The 24092-nt window shown below is 71.7% G+C and carries 21 protein-coding genes and 1 tRNA gene; 10 read left to right on the top strand and 12 right to left on the bottom strand.

All coding sequences use genetic code 11. The annotated features are described in order from the left end of the window. Positions 1–118: 118 nt before the first annotated feature. Positions 119–1120 (bottom strand): winged helix-turn-helix domain-containing protein, encoded by a 1002-nt coding sequence (locus ACZ6BG_RS24190; protein WP_469004813.1) that lies wholly within the window; start codon positions 1118–1120, stop codon positions 119–121. 187 nt (positions 1121–1307) lie between these two features. Here ACZ6BG_RS24190 and ACZ6BG_RS24185 point away from each other — a divergent pair, with 187 nt between their 5' ends. Continuing rightward, the gene (locus ACZ6BG_RS24185) at positions 1308–1691 is read left to right on the top strand and encodes a hypothetical protein (protein WP_469004810.1); all 384 of its coding nucleotides are present in this window, start codon (positions 1308–1310) and stop codon (positions 1689–1691) included. A gap of 130 nt (positions 1692–1821) precedes the next feature. Here ACZ6BG_RS24185 and ACZ6BG_RS24180 read toward each other — a convergent pair. The 7 genes from ACZ6BG_RS24180 to galU form a co-directional block, all read right to left on the bottom strand. Beyond that, positions 1822–1895 (bottom strand) — tRNA-Ala (locus tag ACZ6BG_RS24180). 180 nt (positions 1896–2075) lie between these two features. Then, complete coding sequence (sepX, locus tag ACZ6BG_RS24175) at positions 2076–3422, bottom strand: divisome protein SepX/GlpR (RefSeq protein WP_469004808.1); 1347 nt, start codon at positions 3420–3422, stop codon at positions 2076–2078. Between the two features lie 279 nt (positions 3423–3701). Further along, on the bottom strand, positions 3702–4325 hold the full coding sequence (locus tag ACZ6BG_RS24170) for a GNAT family N-acetyltransferase (RefSeq protein ID WP_468462213.1): 624 nt from the start codon (positions 4323–4325) through the stop codon (positions 3702–3704). Continuing rightward, a complete protein-coding gene (locus ACZ6BG_RS24165; protein WP_469004806.1) occupies positions 4322–4873 on the bottom strand; it encodes a MogA/MoaB family molybdenum cofactor biosynthesis protein in 552 nt (183 codons plus the stop codon). The genes ACZ6BG_RS24170 and ACZ6BG_RS24165 overlap by 4 nt, the downstream gene beginning before the upstream one ends. Further along, a complete protein-coding gene (moaC, locus tag ACZ6BG_RS24160; protein ID WP_469004803.1) occupies positions 4870–5361 on the bottom strand; it encodes a cyclic pyranopterin monophosphate synthase MoaC in 492 nt (163 codons plus the stop codon). Before moaC ends, ACZ6BG_RS24165 begins: the two co-directional genes overlap by 4 nt. Positions 5362–5483: 122 nt before the next feature. Continuing rightward, positions 5484–6836: a molybdotransferase-like divisome protein Glp gene (gene glp, locus ACZ6BG_RS24155; protein WP_469004800.1), complete on the bottom strand. Its 1353-nt coding sequence runs from the start codon at positions 6834–6836 to the stop codon at positions 5484–5486. Between the two features lie 3 nt (positions 6837–6839). Further along, a complete protein-coding gene (gene galU, locus ACZ6BG_RS24150) occupies positions 6840–7742 on the bottom strand; it encodes a UTP--glucose-1-phosphate uridylyltransferase GalU (RefSeq protein ID WP_469004798.1) in 903 nt (300 codons plus the stop codon). A 94-nt stretch (positions 7743–7836) separates the two neighbouring features. Between galU and ACZ6BG_RS24145 the strand changes: the two genes are divergently transcribed. Then, a complete protein-coding gene (locus ACZ6BG_RS24145) occupies positions 7837–8448 on the top strand; it encodes a 5-formyltetrahydrofolate cyclo-ligase (RefSeq protein WP_469004796.1) in 612 nt (203 codons plus the stop codon). Between the two features lie 119 nt (positions 8449–8567). Here ACZ6BG_RS24145 and ACZ6BG_RS24140 read toward each other — a convergent pair whose 3' ends face one another. Beyond that, entirely contained in the window at positions 8568–11417 is a 2850-nt protein-coding gene (locus tag ACZ6BG_RS24140) for a penicillin acylase family protein (RefSeq protein WP_469004794.1), read from the bottom strand. Between the two features lie 229 nt (positions 11418–11646). Here ACZ6BG_RS24140 and ACZ6BG_RS24135 point away from each other — a divergent pair, with 229 nt between their 5' ends. The 6 genes from ACZ6BG_RS24135 to mscL all read left to right on the top strand — a co-directional run bounded on the left by ACZ6BG_RS24135 (position 11647) and on the right by mscL (position 17704). Beyond that, complete coding sequence (locus ACZ6BG_RS24135) at positions 11647–13146, top strand: potassium/proton antiporter (protein ID WP_469005261.1); 1500 nt, start codon at positions 11647–11649, stop codon at positions 13144–13146. A 372-nt stretch (positions 13147–13518) separates the two neighbouring features. Next, on the top strand, positions 13519–14784 hold the full coding sequence (locus tag ACZ6BG_RS24130) for an MFS transporter (RefSeq protein ID WP_469004792.1): 1266 nt from the start codon (positions 13519–13521) through the stop codon (positions 14782–14784). A gap of 67 nt (positions 14785–14851) precedes the next feature. Then, complete coding sequence (locus ACZ6BG_RS24125) at positions 14852–15187, top strand: FmdB family zinc ribbon protein (protein WP_469004790.1); 336 nt, start codon at positions 14852–14854, stop codon at positions 15185–15187. 113 nt (positions 15188–15300) lie between these two features. Continuing rightward, positions 15301–16152, top strand: coding sequence for an S-methyl-5'-thioadenosine phosphorylase (locus ACZ6BG_RS24120; protein WP_469004787.1), 852 nt, complete (start codon positions 15301–15303; stop codon positions 16150–16152). Positions 16153–16399: 247 nt separating this feature from the next. Further along, positions 16400–17017, top strand: a complete 618-nt coding sequence (locus tag ACZ6BG_RS24115; protein ID WP_469004785.1) for an RcpC/CpaB family pilus assembly protein — start codon at positions 16400–16402, stop codon at positions 17015–17017. 162 nt (positions 17018–17179) lie between these two features. Then, positions 17180–17704, top strand: coding sequence for a large conductance mechanosensitive channel protein MscL (gene mscL, locus ACZ6BG_RS24110; RefSeq protein WP_469004782.1), 525 nt, complete (start codon positions 17180–17182; stop codon positions 17702–17704). A 73-nt stretch (positions 17705–17777) separates the two neighbouring features. Here mscL and ACZ6BG_RS24105 read toward each other — a convergent pair whose 3' ends face one another. The 3 genes from ACZ6BG_RS24105 to pflB all read right to left on the bottom strand — a co-directional run bounded on the left by ACZ6BG_RS24105 (position 17778) and on the right by pflB (position 21357). Beyond that, complete coding sequence (locus tag ACZ6BG_RS24105) at positions 17778–17996, bottom strand: hypothetical protein (protein ID WP_469004780.1); 219 nt, start codon at positions 17994–17996, stop codon at positions 17778–17780. Between the two features lie 94 nt (positions 17997–18090). Continuing rightward, entirely contained in the window at positions 18091–18942 is an 852-nt protein-coding gene (gene pflA, locus ACZ6BG_RS24100) for a pyruvate formate-lyase-activating protein (RefSeq protein ID WP_469004778.1), read from the bottom strand. 129 nt (positions 18943–19071) lie between these two features. Further along, positions 19072–21357 carry a formate C-acetyltransferase gene (gene pflB, locus ACZ6BG_RS24095; RefSeq protein WP_469004776.1) on the bottom strand — a complete coding sequence of 762 codons (2286 nt, stop codon included), beginning with the start codon at positions 21355–21357 and terminating at the stop codon, positions 19072–19074. Between the two features lie 295 nt (positions 21358–21652). On the opposite strand from pflB, the gene ACZ6BG_RS24090 reads away from it, so the two are divergent. Both ACZ6BG_RS24090 and ACZ6BG_RS24085 read left to right on the top strand, forming a co-directional pair. Further along, a complete protein-coding gene (locus ACZ6BG_RS24090) occupies positions 21653–22867 on the top strand; it encodes a low temperature requirement protein A (RefSeq protein ID WP_469004773.1) in 1215 nt (404 codons plus the stop codon). Between the two features lie 83 nt (positions 22868–22950). Further along, complete coding sequence (locus ACZ6BG_RS24085; protein ID WP_469004771.1) at positions 22951–24078, top strand: P1 family peptidase; 1128 nt, start codon at positions 22951–22953, stop codon at positions 24076–24078. The last annotated feature ends 14 nt before the right edge of the window (positions 24079–24092 follow it).

The following is a 24092-nucleotide window of genomic DNA, read 5'->3' as shown; positions in this document are numbered from 1 at the left end:
GCTTGGAGCGATCTCCCCCGCCCCCCTATTCCGCCATTCCGCCCCGGACCTCGCCCTCTGGTCCTCCACCACCGGTCCTCGGTCCCGGGCCCGGGCCGGTCCCGGGCCCGAGTTCTCCCTACAGGGAGTTGAGCAGGGCGGTGCCGAGCGCGGTGACCGTGTGGAGAGCCGTGTTGCGCTGTCGGGCCGTGTGCACCAGTCCCGCACAGCGCAGGGTGGTGGCGTGTTCGCTCGCGGTGGGAGGCGCGACTCCGGCCAGGAGGGCGAGCTCCTTGGTGGAGCACCCCGGGTGTTCCGCGATGGAGGTGAGGACGGCGGCACGGGTGTGGCCCAGCAGGGCGGACAGTGCCGCCGACCCTGTTCCGGGGTGCTCGGCGTGCGGGGGCGGAGCGAGGAGAGGCCGCGCGCCCTCGGGGCTGTGGGCGGGATAGGTCAGCACGGGCTGAGGTGCGGCGGCGGTGCAGACAGCGGACCACCGCGGTCCGAAGTAGGACGGGACGAGCAGGAGGCCGCGGCCTTCGAGGAGCAGATCGCCGTCGAGGCCACTGGCCATCGTGACCTCCAGTACGGGCGCGTTCCAGCGGACGCAGTGGGGGTTCGCGGAGGTGAGCAGGTGTTCCATGCCGCCGACCAGCGCCTGCCGCGCCTTCACTCCCCCTTCGGCCGTGGCGTTGCTGGTGATCTGTGGCCAGTAGGGGGACAGGAGCACGGTGTACGTGTGCTCCAGGCTGTCGCAGAGTTGCTGGAACAAGTCGCGGTCGTCGGCCAGGTTCCTGGCCCAGGCCGGGAGGGGCCAGCCGGCTGCCACATGCGCCAGGTCACTGCGGATCCGTGCGCGCGGCGTGGCCCGTACCCGCTCCAGCGCTTCCTCAGGAGAGCCTGTCTCGGCACGGGTGAGGAAGTCGGGTGCCCAGCGGTTGGCCCGGATCAGTTCGAGAACCATCCGGGCCTCCGGGCGCAGGCCGGCCAGGGCGCGACGCCGCCAGGCATCGAAGCGCACCGCGTGACCGCGCTGTTGAAGGGTGCGAACGGCCGCCCCCAGTTCCATCAGCGGCAGGGCGCACGGCAGCACCCGTGTCCGCGCCAGATCGTCGACCGTGAAGTGCATGCGGTAGACCACGGCTGCCCGCCCCCCCGAACGACACAGTTCGAGACGATCCTCCGGGAATGCCGTTGTTCGGTCCAGGCCGAATCACGTCGAGTGCCGCCGCCGAAGACGCGCAGGCTGGGATCCGGCGCCGGACGTACCGGCGCACCCCACGACCAGAACCACGGGGTAGCCCACGAGAAGAAACCGGGGAACATCCATGCGCACCCGTTCCTTCCGCACCGTCGGCATCGTGACCGCAGCGCTCCTGATGACCGGAGGAGCAGCAGCCGCCACCACCGGGGCGGCCACCGCGGCGCCCTCGACGGCCCGGTCCTGCTACGGCAGCGGCAAGGCCTTCACCACGGCGAACAAGGTGTGGCCCAAGTACCCGAACTGGGCCTACACGACGGCCAACTGCGCGGACATCAACATCAAGCCCAACGCCACGATCAGCGTGCGGACCTGCTGGAAGAACCACGCCTGCAACGCCCCGACGACCATCCGGGCCGGCCAGTGGGGAACCGCGGCCAAGGACGTCCTCAACGGGACGAAGTTCTACCTGAAGTTCAACCGCGACGTCAGCGGGACGGTCGCCTACTGACTGAGCACCAGGGCAGCGCCCACCTGGCTGCCCTTGAAACTGGCTCAGATACGCAGAGATCCCGTCCGATCGAAGTGATCGGACGGGATCTCTGTCACCGACTTGAGCTTCCTCAAGAACGGTTGTGCAGTGGACCTGAGGGGATTTGAACCCCTGGCCCCCTCGATGCGAACGAGGTGCGCTACCGGACTGCGCCACAGGCCCTTGCAACGAGTGAAACTCTAGCATCCCCATCCGGGTGCTTGGAAATCCGTTCCCGCGCTGGTCAGGAAGGCACACCTGGGCCGGTCGTGAAGGCCCGCCCGGGCCGGTCGGGAAGGTGCACCCGGGCCGGTCGGGGAGGCGGGCCGACGGGGCCTCACGGGAGGTCGCCCGGCCCGCCCGTCACTCGTTGGCGGCGCGCGGGCGCCCGTCGGCGCCGTCGTCGTACTGGTCGAACAGCGGGGTGCGGCCGCGCTCGCGGGAGCGGCGGGCGGAGGCCGCGCGGCGGGCGTCGCTGCGGCCGCCGTCGGCTCCGCCCTCGTCGCCCTCGCCGCCGTCGGCCCGCTGGTCCTCGGCGGGCGCCGCGGCCTCGGGCACCGGCCCGCGGTCGGCGGCGGGCTCGGCGGTGCTGGACCGGGCCGAGCTCCAGGTGTCGGGGGCGCCCAGGTCGACGCTGCCGGGGGCGCGCGGGGCGACCGGCGCCGTCACGTACGTCGGCAGCGGCACCGGGACCGGGTCCCAGCTGTCGGCGCGGCCGGGGCCGTGCTGGCGTTCGCGCTGCTGGTCGACCCACTCGGCGTGGTCGGTCTGCTCGACGAGGGCGCGGCGGTCGGCGGCGAGCGCCGACAGGCCGGTCTCCGGCTCCGGTGCGGGCTCCTCGGCGGCGGGCTCGGGGCTCGCCTCGCGCCCGCGCGGCTGCCGCTCGCGCAGCCGCCGCGCGGCGGCCTCGGCCCGGCGCCGGTCCATCGTGTACGTGAAGCGGCGCCGCTCCTGGCGACGGAGATAGACGATGTACGCGCTCAGCAGCGCGGCCGGGAAGGCGGGCGCCCACAGGAACGCGAAGCCGCCGACGGCCGCGACGATCGTGCCGACCGTGAACGTGAGGAACAGCATCACCGTGGTGCGGCGACGGCGCGCGAGCACCTTCGTGCGGCGGGCGCGCGCGGCGGCGTCGGCAGCGGCGGCACGCCGGGCGGCCGCGGACGGCCCCTGGCTCTGTCCCTGGCTCTGCCCGTGGCCCTGTCCGTGCGCCTGGCCCTGTCCATGCCCCTGGCTCTGGCCCCGCTCCGCGCCGGAGCCCCCGGCCGTCCTGGGCCCCTGCCCCGACCCCTGCCCGGACCCCGGCTTGGCGGCGGGGCGCGCGCCGACGCGCGCCTGCGCGCCGGGCTTGGCCTGTTCGGCGGCGGACGCGCGGGCCTGGGGCCGGGCGGCCGGGGGGCGGCCGCGGGAGTCCGTGGCGCGCCCCTCGCGTTCCGCTCCCGGAGGCACGGCGAAGGCCCGGACGTCGACCGAGTCGGTCACGGCGTCCGGGTCGCTGCGCGACTCCTCCTCCTCAGGCGAGCGCGCTTGCAGGTCCTTGGCGTACCGGCGCTCCATTCCCGCCCGTCCGGACAGCAGCCGGATGGCGGTGCTGAAGCGTTCCGTCGGACGAGCTTCGTTGAGCTCGTCCTGCCTACGGAGCCACATCGGCACCAAGTAGGCGGCCCAGGCCCCGACGATGACTGCGTAGATGAGGCCGCTGCTGCTCACGCCTCACACGGTAGAGGGGTTTTGTCGAGGCCATCCGCCAATTGAGCCGGTGTGTCGCACGATCTGGCTGATATCTCGAACTTTTTTTGTGACTGATGCGATCAACAGGCCGACGCGGCACCGAATTTAACGGTCACTCACCGATCAATTTCGAACAGGTATTTCATTTATGAGAGTGGCAGCATTGTGCCGTGCCGGGGGCGCGACGGCCCGTCAGGCGCCCGCTCCACGCGCTGCGGACGACGTCACGCGGTGTCACGTGGTGTCCTGCGGACGACGTCACGCGGTGTTCTGCGGACGTGCCTGCTGCCAGCGGCGCAGCAGCCCCTCGGGGACCTCTTCCACGGTGAGCGCGAACACCAGGTGGTCGCGCCAGGCCCCGTCGATGTGGAGATAGCGGGGCCTGAGCCCCTCCTCGCGGAATCCGAGTTTCTCCACGACCCGACGGCTCGGCGCGTTCTCGGGCCGAATGCAGACCTCGATGCGGTGCAGCCCGACGGTGCGGAAGCAGTGGTCGACGGCGAGCGCCACGGCGGTCGGCATCACCCCGCGCCCCGCGACCGACTCGTCGACCCAGTAGCCCACATGGGCCGAGCACATCGACCCCCAGGTGATCCCGGCGATCGTCAACTGCCCGACGAGGCGGCCCTGGAACTCGATGACGAACGGCAGCATGCGGCCCGCGTTCGCCTCGGCGCGCAGGTGTCGGACCATCTGCCGGTAGGTGGGGCGGTGGGCGACCGGGCCGCTGGGGGTGGGCGGCGGGATCGTGGCCTCCCAGGGGCGCAGCCAGTCGCGGTTGCGCCGGTTGACCTCCCGCCAGGCGCGCTGGTCACGCAGTTTTATCGGCCGCAGGACGACATCGCCGTCCGTCAGCTCGGCGGGCCAGCTGGGGCTGTTCAGCTCGCACCCCCGTCGGTCCTCGGATGGTCGCCGCCGCGCAGCTGGTCGACGGCGTGGATCAACAGGGGTCTGAGAACGGCGAGTCCGTCGCGCACACCGCCGCTCGAACCCGGCAGGTTCACGATCAGCGTGCGCCCCGCGACCCCGGCGAGGCCCCGGGAGAGCACGGCGGTGGGCACCTTCTCGCGGCCGTACGCGCGGATCGCCTCCGGGATGCCGGGGACGTCGTGGTCGAGGACGCGGCGGGTCGCCTCGGGGGTGGCGTCGGTGGGCGAGACGCCCGTGCCGCCGGTGGTGAGGATGACGTCGTACCCGGCGGCGACGCCCTCGCGCAGGGCCCGCTCGACGGGGTCGCCGTCCGGCACCACGCGCGGTCCTTCGACGGCGAAGCCGAGGGCGGCGAGGCCTTCGGCGAGGATCGGACCACCCTTGTCGGCGTAGACGCCCGCGGCGGCGCGGTTGGAGGCGGTGACGACGAGTGCCCGGTACGCCAGGCCCTCGCTCCCCTCGGCCGCCGCCCCGGAGTCGGCGGGCGCGCGGTGGGTCATGCCCCCGCTCCCCGCCGGTTCCAGTCGCCGGACTTGCCGCCCGTCTTCTCCTCGACCCGCACGTCCGTGATGACGGCGCCCTTGTCGACGGCCTTGACCATGTCGATGACGGTGAGCGCGGCGACGGTGACCGCGGTGAGGGCCTCCATCTCGACGCCGGTGCGGTCGGTCGTCTTCACGGTGGCCAGGATCTCCACGGCGTCGTCGGCGACGCTCAGGTCGACCTTCACTCCGGAGACGGCCAGCGGGTGGCACAGCGGGATCAGGTCGGGGGTGCGCTTGGCGCCCATGATGCCCGCGATACGGGCGGTCGCCAGGGCGTCGCCCTTGGGAACGCCCTCCCCCCGCAGCAGTTCGATCACGCGGGGCGAGACCAGGACCCGGCCGCCGGCGCGCGCGGTGCGGGCGGTCACGTCCTTCTCGGATACGTCGACCATGCGGGCGGCGCCCGCCTCGTCGATGTGCGTCAGTCGCTGCTGCGTGCTCATGTGCTGTGGCGCTCCCGGTCCGGGCCCCGCGCGGTGCGGTGCGCGGGCCTGCTGTGCGCGACACAGTACCGCCCCGGCGCCGCCCCGCCCGAGCCGCGCGCCCGCCCGGGCGGCGGGGCCCGTCAGCCGAGCAGCACCACGTCGACGTCCGCGCCCGGCTCCACGGACGTGGTGTCCTCGGGGACGACGATCAGGGCGTCCGCGTGGGCGAGGGCGGCGATCAGATGCGACCCGAAGCCGCCGACCGGCGTCACCGTGCCCGCGTCCGCGTCGTGGCGTCCGCGCAGGAACTGGCGCCGTCCGGCGGGCGAGGTCAGCGCCTTGTCGGCGGTGAGCCGGGCGCTGGCGGCGGGCCGGTGGACGTCCGGCAGGCCCATCAGGGCGCGCACGGCGGGCCGTACGAACATCTCGAAGGAGACGTACGACGACACCGGGTTGCCCGGCAGGGCCAGGAGCGGGGTGTGGTCGGGGCCGATGGTGCCGAACCCCTGCGGCTTGCCCGGCTGCATGGCGAGCTTGCGGAACTCCACCCCGCCGCCCGCGCCCAGGCCCTCCTCGTCGTCCGGGTCGCCGATGGAGTCCAGGGCCTCCTTGACGACGTCGTACGCCCCCACGCTGACGCCGCCCGTGGTGACGAGCAGGTCGGCGCGGATCAGCTGGTCCTCGATGGTGGAGCGCAGGATCTCGGCGTCGTCGGTGACCGCGCCGACGCGGTAGGCGATGGCTCCGGCCTCGCGGGCGGCGGCGGTGAGGGCGAAGCTGTTGGAGTCGTAGATCTGCCCCTCGGCCAACTCCTCGCCGGGCTGGACCAGTTCGCTGCCGGTGGACATGACGACCACGCGCGGGCGCGGGCGCACCTTGACCGTGCCCCGGCCGATCGCGGCGAGCAGGGCGATCTGCGGGGCACCCAGGACCGTGCCCGCGGTGAGGGCGCGGTCCCCGGCGCGGACGTCGCTGCCCCGCGCGCGCACGTGGGCGCGTGCTTCGGCGGGGCGGTGCACGCGGACCTCGCCGGAGGCGCCCTCGGGGGCCGCGCTGTGGGCGCGCATGCCGGCGGCGGGGCCCTGGCCGAGCCCGCCGTCGGTCCACTCCACGGGCACGACGGCCTCGGCGCCGGGCGGCAGCGGGGCGCCGGTCATGATGCGGGCGGCCTCGCCGGGGCCGACGGTGGGCTGCTCGGCCTGGCCCGCGGCGACGTCCCCGATGACCGTGAGGACGGCCGGGAACTCCTCGCTGGCGCCCGCGACGTCGGCCACCCGCACCGCGTACCCGTCCATGGAGCTGTTGTCGAACGGCGGCAGCGAGACGGGCACCGTGACGTCCTCGATCAGGACACAGCCCTGGGCGTCGAGGAGCTGGAGCTCGATGGGCTCCAGGGGGCGGACGGTCGCGAGGATGTCGTCCAGGTGCTCGTCCACCGACCAGAGGCGGTCCCGGCCGGTGGTGTGGTGCGTCGTCGTGCCGCTGCTGCTCAAGTGCTACATCTCCTCGGTGACGTAACTGCGAAGCCAGGCCTTGAAGTCCGGGCCCAGGTCTTCACGTTCGCACGCGAGTCTGACAATGGCACGCAGATAGTCGCCGCGGTCGCCGGTGTCATAGCGGCGGCCCTTGAAGACCACACCGTGCACCGGGCCGCCGATCTTTTCGTCGGCGGCGAGCTGCTGGAGCGCGTCGGTGAGCTGGATCTCGCCGCCGCGGCCCGGCTCGGTCTTGCGCAGTATGTCGAAGACGTGGGGGTCGAGGACATAGCGGCCGATGATCGCGTAGTTCGACGGGGCGTCCCCCGCCTCCGGCTTCTCGACCAGGTCGGTCACCTTCACGACGTCGCCGTCGGCGGTGGGCTCGACGGCCGCGCAGCCGTAGAGGTGGATCTGCTCGGGCGCGACCTCCATGAGCGCGATGACGCTGCCCCCGTGCCGCTCCTGGATCTCGACCATGCGCGCGAGCAGCGGGTCGCGCGGGTCGATCAGGTCGTCGCCGAGGAGCACGGCGAAGGGTTCGCGGCCGACGTGGGGGGCGGCGCACAGGACGGCGTGACCGAGTCCTCTGGGGTCGCCCTGGCGGACGTAGTGCATGGTCGCCAGGTCGCTGGACTCCTGGACCTTCGCGAGCCGGGACTCGTCGCCCTTCTTCGCGAGGGCCGACTCCAGCTCGTAGTTGCGGTCGAAGTGGTCCTCCAGGGGGCGCTTGTTGCGGCCCGTGATCATGAGGACGTCGTCCAGGCCCGCGGCGACAGCCTCTTCGACCACGTACTGGATCGCCGGCTTGTCGACGACCGGCAGCATCTCCTTGGGCGTGGCCTTCGTGGCGGGCAGGAAGCGAGTGCCAAGTCCCGCTGCTGGGATGACAGCCTTGGTGATCTTGGGGGGAGACTCAGTCATGAGCGTTACCTTAACCGGTGCCTATGTGTGAAATCTGTGGCTCCGGAATAGAGGCCCACATGTACGCACAATAGGAAGGATTTGTGAGTTCACCATGGATCAACCCGGCCCGGGCAAGGGAAACAAGCGCACATTGCGTGCGGAGATCCTCGCGGTAAGACGTGGGTTGACGCCCGGTGACACGCGGAAGACGGCCGCCGCCCTCGCCGAGCGCGCCCTGGAGTTGCCCGAACTCTCCGGCGCCGGGACGGTCGCGGCGTACGTCTCCGTGGGCACCGAACCCGGCACCCGTGCCCTCCTGGACACCCTCCACGCGCGCGGGACACGTGTCCTGCTGCCCGTTCTGCTCCCGGACAACGACCTGGACTGGGCCGCGTACGACGGGCCCAGCTCCCTCGCCCCCGTCCAACACGCGGGAAAGATGACGCTGTTGGAACCCGCGGGGCCGCGCCTCGGACCGGACGCCGTCCTGGAGGCCGACGCCGTGCTGCTCCCGGGGCTCGCGGTGGACACGCGCGGGATGCGGCTCGGCCGCGGCGGCGGATCGTACGACCGGGTGCTCGCCCGCCTTGAGCGCGCGGCGCTCTCCCCCGCGCTCGTGGTGCTCCTGTACGACTCCGAAGTGGTCGCGCACGTCCCCGGGGAGGCGCACGACCGGCCGGTGCACGCCGTGGTGACGCCGTCGGCGGTGCGCCGCTTCACGTGAGCGGCGGGCGCGCTTCCGCGGGGCGTCGCCGTCCCGTACGACGTCTCGTGCGCCGTCCCGTACGGCGAAAGGGCCCTCCACGCGCGCGTGGAGGGCCCTTTCGTCATGTCATCCGTCCGTCAGGGCTTGAGCACCAGCGTGTCGTTCGTGCTGTCCTCGACGGCCTTCTCGGAGTAGGCCCACGGCAGCAGCTCGCCCTTGATCCACTTGCCGGTCTGGTCGGTGTAGTGGTCGCTGTAGGCGTGCCCGGAGGCGCCGGTGAGGTTGATCCAGCGGGACTTGTCGAGGTCCTTCAGGTTCACGACCATCCGCATCGACGGCACCCAGATCACTCCGTAGCCGCCGGCCGCGTTCCAGCCGGTGGCGTTGACCGTGGCCTCGCCGCCGCCGAGCTTCCAGGGGCCGCGGTTGAGCACCCACTGGAGCCAGCCGGGGCCCTCGGTGCCGAGCGTCTGGTTCTTCAGCGTGAGGGTGTGCAGGCGCCCCCAGCTCCAGGTGTCGATGTCCTTGCCGAGCTTGGCCGTCAGGTCCCAGCGGGCGTCCTCCATGGCCCGCGCGAACAGCTGGTCGCGGTTCTTGGTCTCCTTGTCGGTGCGCGTGCCCGGCGTCTTCCACCAGTCGTTGTCCTGATCGTCGAGGATCTTGCGGATGACCTCGAAGTAGCGGTCGCCGCCGTCGGGCTGGGCGGAGTCCGCGTCGCGCTCGCCGCACTCGCGCACCCGGTTCTCCTCGTCGGCCGGGCGGGTGTTGCCCGTCGGCTCGACGGACAGGCACTGGCCCTTGACGCGCAGCTCCTTGGGCAGCTTGTTGCCGATGGCGAGCTGCAGGATGCTGCGCCAGACGGCGTTGAAGTACGCGGCGGCGGCCGAATCGGCGTCCTGCGTGTAGTCCCAGCCCTCCAGGAGCTTCTGGGCCTCACGGACGTGCTTGTCGTTGATGTCGATCTTCAGCAGCTTGGGCACGAGCAGCCGGGCGATCTCGCTGCTGTTGTCCGTCTGCATCAGCCGCATGTCCTCCGTGGAGATCTTGCCGCCGTTCTTCGTCTTGGACTTGATGAGGTCCTCGATGCGCTGGCTGCGCGCGCCGTAGCCCCAGTCCGAGGTGAGCTTGTACGGGTACTTCTTGCCGCCGTCGTCGTCGATCACGGCCTGGTTGGCGGTGACGATGTAGCCGCGCTTGGGGTTGTACTCGTACGGCAGCGCGTCCTGCGGGATCGGGTCGCCCCAGCGGTAGTCGGGGTCCCAGCCGGGCGCGGGCAGCGAACCGTCGCCCTTGCCGCGGGTGGGGATCTTGCCGGGCGCCTGGTAGCCGATGTTGCCCTCGGTGTCGGCGTAGATCAGGTTCTGCGAGGGCACCTCGAAGTCGGCGGCGGCCTTGCGGAACTCCTTGAAGTTCTTCGCCTTGTTCAGCTCGAAGACCGCGTCCATGGACTTGCCGGGCTCCAGGGCGGTCCAGCGCAGGGCGATGCCGTAGCCGTCGCCGCGGTCCGGTGCGGACGCGTCGACCTGGGCCTTCTTGCCGACCTTGACCAGCTCGTCGTCGCGGTCGGAGATCAGCGGGCCGTTGTTCGTCTCCCGGACCGTGATCGTCTTGGTCTTGCCGCCCGCGACCTTGATCTTCTCCTCGCGGGGCTTGAACGGCACGATCTTGCCGTCGTACTGGTAGCCGTCGGCGGTGAACTTCTCCAGGTACAGGTCCGTGACGTCGGCGCCGAGGTTCGTCATGCCCCAGGCGATGTCCTTGTTGTGGCCGATGACCACGCCGGGCAGGCCGGAGAAGGTGTAGCCGCTGACGTCGTACTGGCACTTGGCCGACACGGACTTGCAGTGCAGGCCCATCTGGTACCAGACGGACGGCAGCTGCGGCGCGAGGTGCGGGTCGTTGGCGAGGAGCGGCTTGCCGGTGATGGTGTGCGCCCCGGCGACGACCCAGGAGTTGGACCCGATGCCGTTGCCGTTCGAGCCGAGGCCCGCGTCCGGGATCTTGTCGAGGACGTCGGAGAGGCCGGAGAGCTGGGACTGCAGGCCGCTGCCGGGGTTCTGGGCGCCGCCGGTGCCCGCGGTGCCGGTTCCCGTGCCGGTGCCGGTTCCCGTGCCCGTACCTGTGCCGGTTCCGGTGCCCGTTCCCGTGCCGGTCCCTGTACCCGTACCAGTACCCGTTCCCGTGCCCGTCTGCCCGCCCGTCGAGTCGTCGCCGCCGAACTTCTCGGTGACCTCGTTGTAGCGGCCCTCCTGCACGATGGGCTTGTGCAGGTCGAAGGGGTACTCCGGGTAGAGGTCCTTGATCTGCGACGGGCCGAGGCGGCTCGTCATCAGGGCGCGGTCGATCTCGTCCTGCATGTTGCCGCGCAGGTCCCAGGCCATGGCCTTGAGCCAGGCGATCGAGTCGACGGGCGTCCAGCGCTGCGGCTTGTAGTCGTTCTCGAAGGAGAGCGCCGCGTACTCCACGGAGATCTCCTTGCCGTCCTTGCCGTCGAGGTAGGCATTGACCCCCTTGGCGTACGCCTGGAGGTACTTCTTCGTCTTCGGCGAGAGCTTGGAGTCGTACTCCTTCTTGGCGACGCGGTGCCAACCGAGAGTGCGCAGGAACTCATCGGTCTTGACCTGGCTCTTCCCGAACATCTCGGAGAGCCTGCCGGAGGTCATATGGCGGCGTACGTCCATCTCCCAGAAGCGGTCCTGCGCCTGCACGAAGCCCTGTGCCATGAACAGGTCCTCGTCGGTCTCGGCGTAGATCTGCGGAATGCCGTTGCCGTCGCGCTTGACCTCGACCGTGCCCGACAGGCCCTTCAGGTCGATGGAGCCCTTGGTCTGCGGGAAGGAGGCGCGGACGGTGCTGATGCTCCAGTACGCGCCGAAACCGATGCCTCCTACGACGGCCAGGACCAGGACGATCACGATCAGTCGGGCTCGGCGCCCCTTCTTCCTACCGGACTTGCGACCGGAAGAGGCGTTGGTGTTGGAGGGCATCGCTGTCCTTGCTGTCCTTCGCGAGCGGCAGGGCGGGGCTTGTGCGGGTCCTGGAGTGCTGGAGCAACCATAGGCGCAGGGCGATACGGCCCCGGACGCGGAGTCGGAAACCGGCATCGAACGAAGGTTCGGAGATGCTAGACGGAGCGCGGGGGCGTGCGTCAAGAGCGCGTTAAAGCTTAGGTAACGTAACGAAGCATCATGGCTCGCACGACGGAAGGATCAGCCCCTGTCTGTCCACGACCTCAACCAGCTTCTGCTCATCAGCTCACTCGTCCTGCTCGTCGCGGTCGTCGCGGTGCGCCTCTCCTCCCGCAGTGGGCTGCCGAGCCTGCTGCTCTACCTCGGCATCGGCGTCGCCATGGGCCAGGACGGCATAGGCAACGTCACCTTCAACAACGCCCAGCTCACCCAGGTCATCGGTTACGCGGCACTGGTCGTGATCCTGGCCGAGGGCGGCCTGGGCACCAAGTGGAAAGAGATCAAGCCGGCGCTGCCCGCCGCGGCCTCCCTGGCGCTCGTCGGCGTCGCGATCAGCGTCGGCGTCACGGCCGCCGGAGCGCACTACCTGGTCGGGCTCGACTGGCGGCAGGCGTTCATCATCGGCGCGGTGGTGTCCTCGACGGACGCGGCGGCCGTCTTCTCGGTGCTGCGCAGGGTGCCGCTCCCGTCCCGTATCACCGGGGTCCTGGAGGCGGAGTCGGGGTTCAACGACGCCCCGGTGGTGATCCTCGTCGTGGCCTTCTCCACCGCGGGGCCGGTGCACCACTGGTACGCCCTGGTCGGGGAGATAGCCCTGGAGCTGGCCATCGGCGCGGCCATCGGGCTCGCGGTGGGCTGGCTCGGCGCGTACGGGCTCCGGCATGTGGCGCTGCCCGCGTCCGGTCTCTATCCGATCGCGGTGATGGCCATCGCCGTCGCCGCCTACGCCGCCGGGGCCATCGCCCACGGCAGCGGATTCCTCGCCGTCTACCTGGCCTCCATGGTGCTCGGCAACGCCAAGCTCCCGCACTGGGCGGCCACCCGCGGCTTCGCCGAAGGCGTCGGCTGGATCGCCCAGATCGGCATGTTCGTCCTGCTCGGCCTGCTGGTCACGCCGCACCGGCTGCTCGACGACATCTGGCCCGCGGTGATCATCGGCCTCATCCTGACCGCGGTCGCCCGGCCGCTGTCCGTCGTGGCGGGCCTGCTGCCGTTCCGGATGCCCTGGCAGGAGAAGGCGCTGATGTCCTGGGCCGGGCTGCGCGGCGCCGTGCCCATCATCCTCGCCACGATCCCGATGGTGAACGGTGTCGACAACAGCGAGGAGATCTTCAACATCGTCTTCGTTCTCGTCGTCGTCTACACCCTGGTGCAAGGACCCACCCTGCCCGGCCTCGCCAGACTCCTCGGCATCGGCAAGGGCACGGAGGCCGCCGACCTGGGCATCGAGTCGGCGCCCCTGGAGCGCCTGCGCGGCCATCTGCTCTCGGTTCCCGTCCCGGAGGGCTCCCGGCTGCACGGCGTCGAGATCAGCGAGCTACGGCTGCCCACGGGGTCCGCCGTCACCCTGATCGTGCGCGAGGGCACATCCTTCGTGCCGGGCCCGACGACCGTACTGCGGCACGACGACGAACTCCTGGTGGTGGCCACGGACCCGGTGCGCGACGCGGCCGAGCAGCGGCTGCGGGCCGTCGCACAGGGCGGCAAGCTGGTGGGCTGGCTGGGGCTGCCGGACGCGCAGCGATGAGGGGGGCGGCGGCCTGAGGGTCGCGGCAATGTAGGGCCGGGCGGGGGCCCGCGTGGGGGTGTCTTGGGGCGGTGCGGGGGCAATCGCAGGTGGCGGGGGTCTCACTTCTCGTAATCCCAGGTGCGTCTTGCCTAGCACCTGTACGATGAAGGCACACTCGGAACGTACCGAATCACCGACTCATCGGGCACTCGGTACCGACACTGATCGAACCAACTCTGTCTGACGCAGAGCTGGCGCGACCGTATGGCGGCCGCGGCGCCCTCGCAGTGGGCGACCGGTATCTACCGCAGTTCTGCGCAAGAGGACAGCTCTCGGCGCCGTCGCCCTGGAAAAGCGGCCGCGCTACCAGGCAGCAGAAAGGCAAGGGCCGTGGCGTCCACGGTCACCGAACCCCGCCCGGGCTACGGACAACTTCTGCGCACCCCTCGCGCCTGGACCTTCCTGCTCCCGGGATTCGCCGCGCGGCAGCCGTTCGCGATGCTCACCATCTCCATCGTGCTGCTCGTGCAGCACACCACCGGCTCGTACGGGGCCGCCGGTGCGGTGTCGGCCGTCACCGGCGTCTCCATGGCCCTGTTCGCGCCCTTCACCGGCAAGCTCGCCGACCGCTTCGGGCAGCGCGCCGTGCTGCTGCCCGGCGTCCTCGTGCACGCCGCGTCCGGCGTCACGCTGACCGTGCTCGCGCTCACCGACGCCCCTCTGTGGGCGCTCTTCGTGGCCGCAGTGCCGACCGGTGCGTCGACGCCGCAGATCGGGCCGATGGTGCGGGCACGCTGGGGCGTCAAGCTCCAGGGCACCCCGCTCGCGCAGACCGCGGCAGCCTTCGAGTCCGTCACCGACGAGCTGACCTTCGTCCTCGGCCCGCTGGTCGCCACCGCGCTGTGCACCGGCGTCGACCCGGCGGCCGGACTGCTCACCGAGGCGGGCCTCACCCTCGTCGGCGGTCTGCTGTTCGCCGCGCAGAAGTCCACCCAGCCGAAGCCCGCTGCCGCCGGCCACGCGCGCGTGGAGCACGATTCGGCGCTGCGGGTGCCCGGCGTACGCGTCCTGATCGTCGCGTTCCTCGGCATCGGCACCGTCTTCGGCGGCATGCAGGTCTCCCTGGCCGCCTTCACCGAGTCCATCGGGCAGCCCGGTCTGAACGGCGTCCTGTACGGCACGTTCGCGGCGGGCAACATGCTCTCCGGGATCGCCTGCGGCGCCATCGCCTGGAAGATCGCCCCACAGCGGCGGCTCGTCCTCGGATACGCCGGACTGACGCTGATGGCGTCCGGCCTGTGGGCCGCGCACTCCGTGCCGCTGCTCGCCGGGCTCGGCCTGCTCGTCGGCGTCTGCATCGCGCCCGCCCTGATCACCGGCTACACGCTGGTCGACAGCCTGGTCGCGCCGACCGCCCGCACGGAGGCCTTCACCCTGCTCACCGGCGCGGTCGCGCTCGGGCAGGCGGCCGCGGTCACGGTCGCGGGACAGTTGGAGGACCGCTTCTGGGACGGCGCCGGATTCCTGGTGCCCCTCGGCGGCACGGCGCTCGCGCTCACCGTGCTCCTGTCGCTGCGCTCCCGCCTCACTCCGAAGGGCCCGGGCCGCACCGTGGCACGTGGCGTCGGTCACCGCGTACCGGTGACGGTGGACTGATCCCACGGAATACGTCACTATGGACCGTCGTTAGCACTCATCGAGTGAGAGTGCCAGGAGGAAGCAAGTGCCGACGTACCAGTACCAGTGCACCGAGTGCGGCGAGGGCCTCGAGGCGGTGCAGAAGTTCACCGATGACGCCCTGACCGTGTGCCCGAACTGCGACGGACGCCTCAAGAAGGTGTTCTCGGCGGTCGGCATCGTCTTCAAGGGCTCCGGCTTCTACCGCAACGACAGCCGCGGCTCGTCGTCCAGCAGCTCGCCCGCGTCGACGTCGTCCTCCTCGTCGAAGTCGTCGGACAGCTCGTCGTCTTCTGCGTCGACGTCGTCCGCCACGTCTTCGTCCTCCTCGTCGTCCTCGTCGGGTTCTTCCTCGTCGTCGACGAGTTCCTCGGCGGCCTGACCGGGCCCCACAGGGACTCCGGCTTACCTCCGGGACCCCCGCACTTCCCAGGACCCCGCCGTCGTACGACGGCGGGGTCCTCGGCGTATCCGGGCGCGGCTACTGTGCTGGCCATGGTGAATACGGCGAACGCGACTCAGGCCGAGATCGGCGTCATCGGCGGCTCCGGCTTCTACTCCTTCCTCGACGACGTCACCGAAGTGCACGTCGACACCCCCTACGGCTCCCCCAGCGACTCCCTGTTCCTCGGCGAGATCGCCGGGCGGCGGGTCGCCTTCCTGCCACGCCACGGCCGCGACCACCACCTGCCTCCGCACCGCATCAACTACCGCGCCAACCTGTGGGCGTTGCGCTCCGTCGGCGTGCGCCAGGTGCTCGCCCCGTGCGCCGTCGGCGGGCTGCGGCCCGAGTACGGACCCGGCACGCTCCTGGTGCCCGACCAGATCGTGGACCGTACGCAGTCCCGCCCGCAGACGTACTTCGACGGCCTTCCACTGGCCGACGGCAGCACGCCGAAGGTCGTGCACGTGTCGCTGGCCGACCCCTACTGCCCGACGGGCCGCGCCGCCGCCCTCAAGGCCGCGCGCGGCCACGACTGGGAGCCGGTGGACGGCGGCACGCTCGTGGTGATCGAGGGGCCCCGGTTCTCGACCCGCGCCGAATCGCGCTGGTACGCGGCGCAGGGCTGGTCCGTGGTCGGCATGACGGGCCACCCCGAGGCGATCCTCGCCCGTGAACTGGAGCTCTGCTACGCGTCGCTGACCCTCGTCACCGACCTCGACGCGGGCGCCGAATCCGGCGAGGGCGTCTCGCACGACGAGGTGCTCCAGGTCTTCGCCGCCAATGTGGGCCGGCTGCGGACCGTGCTGTTCGACGCGGTGGCGGGGCTGCCGGTGAACGCGGAGCGGGACTGTCTGTGCGTGGGGGCGCTGGGCGGGCTGGAGACGGGGATTCGACTGCCGTAGGGGCTGGAGGGCCGGGCGGGGGCCTGCTGGGCGCGGCCTGCTCGGGTCGGGCGGCGCGGGTGGCGCGGGTCGGGCGGCGCGGGGCGCGGGGGAACCTCCCCTTCGGGTGAGGGAGTTGTCCACAACCGGCGAGTAGTGCACGGGGCTCAGCGGGATCTGGCGTGGGCCTGCATCGTGAGAACGGAATCGGTACCGGGATCGGGACCGGGATCAGGGTCCGAACTTCTCACGGTGGGTGGTGGTCGTCATGGCGCAGGTCCCTTCACGTACACATACCTCTCCGCCCGGCCGGGGCAGCGGTGCGCCGCCGCCCTGTCAGGTGCCGCACTTCTCCCCGCTGCATGTGCGCGGTGGACGACAGCGGCTGCGGCGCCTGCTGCGGCACCGGCGGCGGGCGCTGGCCGTGGGTCTCGCGATGACGGCGGCCGCACTGGTGACCGCGGGGCCGCGCGAGCCGGGGCGACCGCAGCCACAGGGGTCCCCGGTGCCCGCGAGCGCCGGGGAGCACGGCGAGCACCCGGCGCCGCAACGGGCGCGGCGGGCGGCCCGGTTGGTGACGGCGCCGGTGCGGATCGCGGACGCGGCGACGGTGCGACTGCTGCGGCCGGGCGACCGGGTGGATGTCGTGGCCGCGGACGGCGCGGGGGTGGACGGCACGGGGGCCGGGTCGACGGGGTCGGCGGGTGCGCGGCCGGGCGGGGCGGCGCGGGTGGTCGCGGCCGGGGCGCGGGTGTCCGAGGTGCCGGACTCCTCCGACGCGGTGGCCGAGGGCGGGGCCCTGGTCGTCCTCGCGGTGCCGCGCGCGACGGCGGCCCGCCTCGCCGGGGCGAGCGCGACCGCCCGGCTCGCGGTGACCCTGCGATGAGCCGGGTACATACCCGTCCGACGGGTCCACGTGAGTACGACACGGCTGACCACCTGTCAAGTCGCTCATTCGCGTTATGGAATTGGACAGGGCTGCCACGCCCTGCCGTAGGTTGCGAGGCGGTTTGCCGCACAATCCGCACATGCAACGAAAGGCTCAGTGGTGAGCGAGAAGAAGGATCCGGGCATCTGGCAGGGCTTCAAGGCCTTCCTGATGCGCGGCAATGTCGTCGACCTGGCCGTCGCGGTCGTCATCGGCGCCGCGTTCACGAACATCGTGAACTCGGTGGTGAAGGGCGTCATCAACCCGCTGGTCGGCGCCCTGGGCACCAAGGATCTCGACCACTACAGCTCGTGCCTGAAAGCGCCGTGCGAGGTGAAGAACGGCGAGGCGGTCAACGGCATCCCGATCCTGTGGGGCTCGGTGCTCAGCGCCACCCTCAGCTTTGTGATCACCGCCGCGGTCGTCTACTTCCTGATGGTCATGCCGATGGCGAAGTACCTGGCCAAGCAGGCCGCGCGGCAGGCGGCGAAGGAGGGCACGCAGGAGGTCATCGAGATCTCGGAGCTGGAGGTGCTCAAGGAGATCCGCGACGTGCTGGTCGCCCAGCGGAACGGCGGGGAGGACCGGCAGGGCGGCGACCAGACGCCCGGCGGCGAGGGCAGGTCGGGCGGCTCAGGGCTGTAGCCCGGCTCAGGGCCGTAGCCCTGCCCGGGGCCGTGGCCCGGGGGCCCTGGTGGGCCCGGGGGCTCCGGCGGGCTCAGATGTGGTGGGGCGGCTTCTCGTCCAGGAAACGGGCGAGGTCGGCGGCGCTGTCGCCGGAGGACGTCGGCCGCTCACCCCATCCTCGGTCCGTGTCGTCCGCGGACTGCTGGGCCAGCGGGTCGTCGAAGACCAGCGCGTTCGCCGGCTTCTTGGCGTCCTGCCGGGGCTTCGCGTCCTTCGGATCGCGCGGTTCGGGGGCGGGGGCGGTGCTCATGCCTCCAGCGTACGTCCGCCGGAGGCGGCGGGAGTGCCGGCAGGAGCGGCCGGGGTGGCCGGTGGGACCGGGGCCGCCGGGGCCGCGGGAGCCGTCAGACGGCCCGCAGGCCCCGTGCGGCGAAGATCTCCCTGGCCGCCGCCAGCTGCCTCCGGGTCGGCGCGGGGGTGTCCCGGAGGGTGAAGTCCTTGCCGAGGGCGTCCCACTTCGCCGTGCCGAGCTTGTGGAAGGGCAGCACGTCCACGCGGGAGACGTTCCCGAGTCCGGCGGCGAAGCGGGCGACACCGTCGACGTTGGCCGGGTCGTCGGTCAGTCCCGGCACGAGGACGAAGCGCACCCAGACGTCCTTGCCGAGGGCGGCGAGGCGGTCGGCGAAGTCGAGGGTCGGCCGCAGCGGGCGCCCCGTGACCTCGCGGTACGTCTCGCGGTCCCAGGACTTGATGTCGAGCAGGACGAGGTCGACGTCACGGAGCAGGGCGTCGGTGGCCCGGACGCCGAGGAAGCCGGAGGTGTCGAGGGCGGTGTGCAGGCCGAGCTCGTGCTTGAGCCGGTGCAGGAGTTCGCCGGTGAAGACGGGCTGGAGGAGGGGTTCGCCGCCGCTGACGGTGGCGCCGCCGCCCGCGGCCGCGATGAACGCGGTGTACTTGGCGGCCTCCGCGAGCACGTCGTCGGCGGTGCTCCGGCGCCCCGAGCGCATCCGCCAGGTGTCGGGGTTGTGGCAGTACAGGCAGGTGAGCGGGCAGCCCGCGAGGAAGGTGACGAAGCGGGTGCCGGGGCCGTCGACGCCGGTGGACAGGTCCCAGGAGTGGACGGAGCCGGTCACGGGGCGGCGGGTGGCGGCGGCCGCGGGGGTCGCGGCGGGGGCGGTGTCGGCCGGGGGCTTGTTCACGGCCCCCGTGGCGGCGGTCGTCTTGGCGGTCGTGGCGGGTCCGAGCAGGACGGTCATGGCGGGGCTCCCGGACTTCCGTGGACGGGACGTGGTGGTCGCGGCGCCCGGGGCCGGGGTGAGGGCCGGGCCCCGGGGCCGCGAGTCGGTGGGGCGCGGCGGGGGTGTGACCCGGGGCGCGCCCAGGGCTCACAAGGAGCCGTGGAAGGTGCGGTTGATGACGTCGAGCTGCTGTTCGCGGGTGAGGCGGACGAAGTTGACCGCGTAGCCGGAGACGCGGATGGTCAGCTGCGGGTGGTTCTCGGGGTGCTCCATGGCGTCCTGGAGGGTGGCCTTGTCGAGCACGTTGACGTTCATGTGGAAGCCGCCGCTCGCCATGTAGCCGTCGAGGACTCCGGCGAGGTTGGCGACCCGCTCGTCGGGGGTGCGGCCGAGGGCGTCCGGGGTGATGGTGTTGGTCAGCGAGATGCCGTCCTCGGCGTCGTCGTAGTCGAGCTTGGCGACGGACAGGGCCGAGGCGATGTAGCCGTGTGCGTCGCGGCCGTTCATGGGGTTGGCGCCGGGGGCGAAGGGCAGGCCCGCGCGGCGGCCGTCGGGGGTGTTGCCGGTCTTCTTGCCGTAGACGACGTTCGAGGTGATCGTCAGGACGGACTGGGTGTGCACGGCGTCGCGGTAGGTCGGGTGCCGGCGGATCTTGCCCATGAAGTCGGAGACGATCCGCTGGGCGAGGGCGTCGGCCCGCTCGTCGTTGTTGCCGTAGGCCGGGTAGTCGCCCTCGATCTCGTAGTCGACGGCGAGGCCCGTCTCGTCGCGGACGACCTTGACCCGGGCGTGCTTGATCGCCGAGAGCGAGTCGGCCGCGACCGACAGACCGGCGATGCCGCAGGCCATGGTGCGCAGGATGTCCTGGTCGTGCAGGGCCATCTCCAGGCGCTCGTAGGCGTACTTGTCGTGCATGTAGTGGATGACGTTGAGCGCGTGGACGTAGGTCTTGCCGAGCCAGCCGAGCATCGCGTCGTAGCGTTCGGCGACGGTGTCGTAGTCGAGGTAGTCGCCCTCGATCGGCTCGAAGCCCTCGACGACGAGCTTGCCGGTGAGCTCGTCCCGGCCGCCGTTGATGGCGTAGAGCAGGGCCTTGGCAACGTTGACGCGGGCGCCGAAGAACTGCATCTGCTTGCCGACGGCCATCGCGGAGACGCAGCAGGCGATCGCGGTGTCGTCGCCGTACTTGGGGCGCATCAGCTCGTCGGACTCGAACTGGATGGCCGAGGTGTCGATGGCGACGCGGGCGGCGAAGTCCTTGAAGGCGCGGGGCAGTCGGCCGGACCAGAAGACGGTCAGGTTCGGTTCGGGGGCCGGGCCGAGGTTGTAGAGGGTCTGCAGGGCGCGGAAAGTGGTGCGGGAGACGAGCGGGCGGCCGTCCTCGCCGATGCCCGCCATGGACCAGGTGACCCAGGTGGGGTCGCCGGAGAAGCCCTCGTTGTACTCGGGGGTGCGCAGGAAGCGGACGATGCGGAGCTTGATGACGAAGTCGTCGATGAACTCCTGGGCGTCGGACTCGGTGATGAGGCCGCGGTCGAGGTCGCGCTGGAGGTAGATGTCCAGGAAGTTGTCGATGCGGCCGATCGACATGGCCGCGCCGTTCTGCTCCTTCACGGCGGCGAGGTAGCCGAAGTACAGCCACTGCACGGCCTCGCGGCCGGTGCGGGCGGGGCCGGAGATGTCGTAGCCGTACGACAGGGCCATCGCCTTCAGTTCGCCGAGGGCCTTGATCTGCTCCGAGATCTCCTCACGGTCGCGGATGACGTGCTCGGTCGGCCAGTCGAGGCAGCGCCGGGCCTTGTCGGCCTCCTTGGCGGCGATGAGGCGGTCGACGCCGTAGAGGGCGACGCGGCGGTAGTCGCCGATGATGCGGCCGCGGCCGTAGGCGTCGGGCAGGCCGGTGATGATGCCGGCGGAGCGGCAGGCGCGGATCTCGGGGGTGTAGGCGTCGAAGACGCCTTCGTTGTGGGTCTTGCGGAGGTGGGTGTAGATGTCCTTGACGGCGGGGTCGGCCGGGTAGCCGTAGGAGTTGAGCGCGCTCTCGACCATGCGCCAGCCGCCGTTGGGCATGATGGCGCGCTTGAGCGGGGCGTCGGTCTGGAGGCCGACGATCAGGTCCTTGTGGTCGGCGGCGGTGCCGTCGACGTAGCCGGGCTTGAAGGCGTCGATGCGGGAGGGCGTCGCGATGTCGACGTCGTGCACGCCGCGCTCGTTCTCCTCCGGGAACATCGAGAGGAGCCGCTGCCAGACGGCGGTGGTGCGCGGTGTGGGGCCGGTGAGGAAGGCCGCGTCGCCTTCGTACGGGGCGTAGTTGTGCTGCACGAAGTCGCGGACGTCGATGGAGTCGCGCCACAGGCCGCCCTTGAAACCCTCCCAGGCCTCGCCGTGCACCGTCGTTTCCTCAGGAGTCGCATCCGCAGGAGTCGCAGTCATCGCCCGCACCTTCCGAGTCGCCGTGTCGCTACGGCTCCATTGCACTCCCGCGCGGGCGGTCCGGGGCGCCGCGTTGGTCCCGGCTTGAGGGCCACAAGTCCCGTCGGTGGCCCGGGGTTCGCGGGGTGGCCCGAGGTGAGCTGGGACTTCTTGGGGGACTTTGGTCCCGTGTTCGCTTGTGAAAGCGTTCACAATATTTTGCCGAGGGGGTGCCCGCACCGCCCACTCGGGTGCTCCGGCCCCGACACGGCTCGCGCCGGGACGTGGGGCCGCCGGGCTCTGCTGTTGTTGGCCCATGACGTCGACCACTCCCCCGCCGGGTGCCGCGACCACCCCACCCGCACCGCCTCCCCCACTGCGTCCGATGGTCGCCCGCGGCCGCGAGGAGGAGCACCGTGCCGCGACACCGCTGGAGCTCTTCTTCGACCTGTGCTTCGTGGTGGCGGTCGCCCAGGCCGGTGTGCAGCTGGTGCACGCGGTCGCCGAGGGGCATCCCGGCGAGGGGGTCCTCAACTACGCGATGGTGTTCTTCGCGATGTGGTGGGCCTGGATGAACTTCACCTGGTTCGCGTCGGCGTACGACAACGACGACACGCTGTACCGGGTCGTGACGCTCGTCCAGATCGCCGGTGTCCTGGTCCTCGCGGCCGGGGTCTCGAAGGCCTTCCAGGACCACGAGTTCCTGGTCGTCTGGCTCGGCTACCTGATCATGCGGCTCGCCCTGATCACCCAGTGGCTGCGGGCGGCGGCCTCGACGACGGGGGACGAGCGGCGCACGGCGCTGCGGTACGCGGGCGGGGTCGCGCTGTGCCAGGTCGGCTGGCTGGGGCTGCTACTCCTGCCGGAGGGGGCGCGGGGGTGGACGTTCCTGGTGCTGGCGATCGCCGAGATGGCGGTGCCGACGTGGGCGGAGCGGACCCGGACGACGCCCTGGCACCCGCATCACATCTCCGAGCGGTACGGCCTCTTCACGATCATCGTGCTCGGCGAGACGATCGCCGCGGCGACGGTCGCGGTGAAGTCGGGCATCGACGAGAACGACGCGCTCGGCGAGGTCCTGCCGATCGCCGCGGGCGGGCTCCTCCTCGTCTTCGCCGCCTGGTGGATCTACTTCGTGGTGCCGATCCACGGCCATCTGCGCTCCAACAGCCAGGCCTTCCTGTGGGGTTACGGCCACTTCGTGATCTTCGCGGCGGCGGCGGCGATCGGGGCGGGCATCGAGGTGGCGGTGGAGCAGGCCGTCGGCAAGGCGCACATCTCGGAGACGGCGGCCTCGGCGGCGGTGACGATCCCGGCGGCGGTGTACATGTTCACGGTGTGGCTGCTGCACTCGCGCTACTTCAAGGTCGGCCTCGCGCAGCAACTGGTGCTTCCGGTGACGGCGTTGGCGGTGCTCGCATGCACGTTCGCGGGCCGCTGGGCGGTGTTCGCGGCGGGGGTCGTGGCGGCGCTCGCGGTGGTGACCGGGGTGACGCTGACGTCGCGGATGGTGCGGGCGGAGTCGGTGTGACATCGCCCGGGTGCCGTGTGACGTCGACCGGATGCCGCGCGACCTCGCCCGATCGCCGTCAACACGCGTGATACGCATGGCGTATGACGACAGGTGACGTACCGAGGGAATCCGGGCGGGTCGGCGGGCTGACCGATGTGGCGGGGCTGCGGGTGGGGCACGCGGGGCGCGCCGGTGACGGCTGGCTCTCCGGCACGACGGTCGTGCTGGCTCCCGAGGGCGGGGCGGTCGCGGCCGTGGATGTGCGCGGCGGCGGCCCGGGCACCCGGGAGACCGACGCGCTGGACCCGCGGAACCTGGTGCAGCGGGTGGAGGCGGTGGTCCTGACGGGCGGCAGCGCGTACGGGCTCGACGCGGCGGGCGGGGTGATGGCGTGGCTGGAGGAGCGGGGCCGCGGGGTGCGGGTCGGCCCTGACCCGGCGCACGTGGTGCCGGTGGTGCCCGCGGCGTGCGTGTTCGACCTGGGGCGCGGCGGTGACTTCGGGGCGCGGCCCGACGCGGCGACGGGGCGGGCGGCGGTGGCGGACGCGGCGGCCAGGGAGAGCGGGCACGCGGTGGCCGTGGGCGCGGTGGGTGCCGGGATCGGGGCGGTGGTCGGGCAGGTCAAGGGCGGGGTCGGCACGGCGAGCACGGTGCTCGGCTCGGGGATCACGGTGGCCGCGCTCGTGGTGGCGAACGCGGCGGGGTCGGGGATCGAGCCGCGGACGGGGGTGCTGTACGGGCAGCTCTTCGGCACCGGCACCGGCACCGGCACGGACGCCGACTCCGGCACCGCTGACGGCCCCGCCGGAACCGCTCGGACCGCCGCCCCCGTGACACCGCCCCCGCCCGAGGTGCACGCGGCCGCGCGGCGGCGGCTCGCCGAGGCCGCGGCGCGGAACGTGGCGCCGCCGCTGAACACGACGCTGGCCGTCGTCGCCACCGACGCGACGCTCACCAAGGCGCAGGCGCAGAAGCTCGCGGGCACGTCGCACGACGGCATGGCCCGGGCCGTGCGGCCGGTGCACCTGCTGCACGACGGCGACACGGTGTTCGCCCTGTCGACCGGCGCCCGGTCGCTGGACGAGGCCGATCCACTGGCGCTGAACGAGGTCCTGGCGGCGGGCGCGGACATGGTCACGGAGGCGATCGTCGGGGCGCTGCTCGCGGCGGAGTCGGTGGAGACACCAGGAGGAACATTCCCGGCATACAGGGACCTTTACCATCAATAGTCCTCTCGCCAACA

The organism is Streptomyces sp. NPDC041205 (assembly GCF_055591765.1).
Note: the sequence above shows the minus strand (reverse complement) of the source record. Positions and strands in the feature narration are given on the sequence as shown.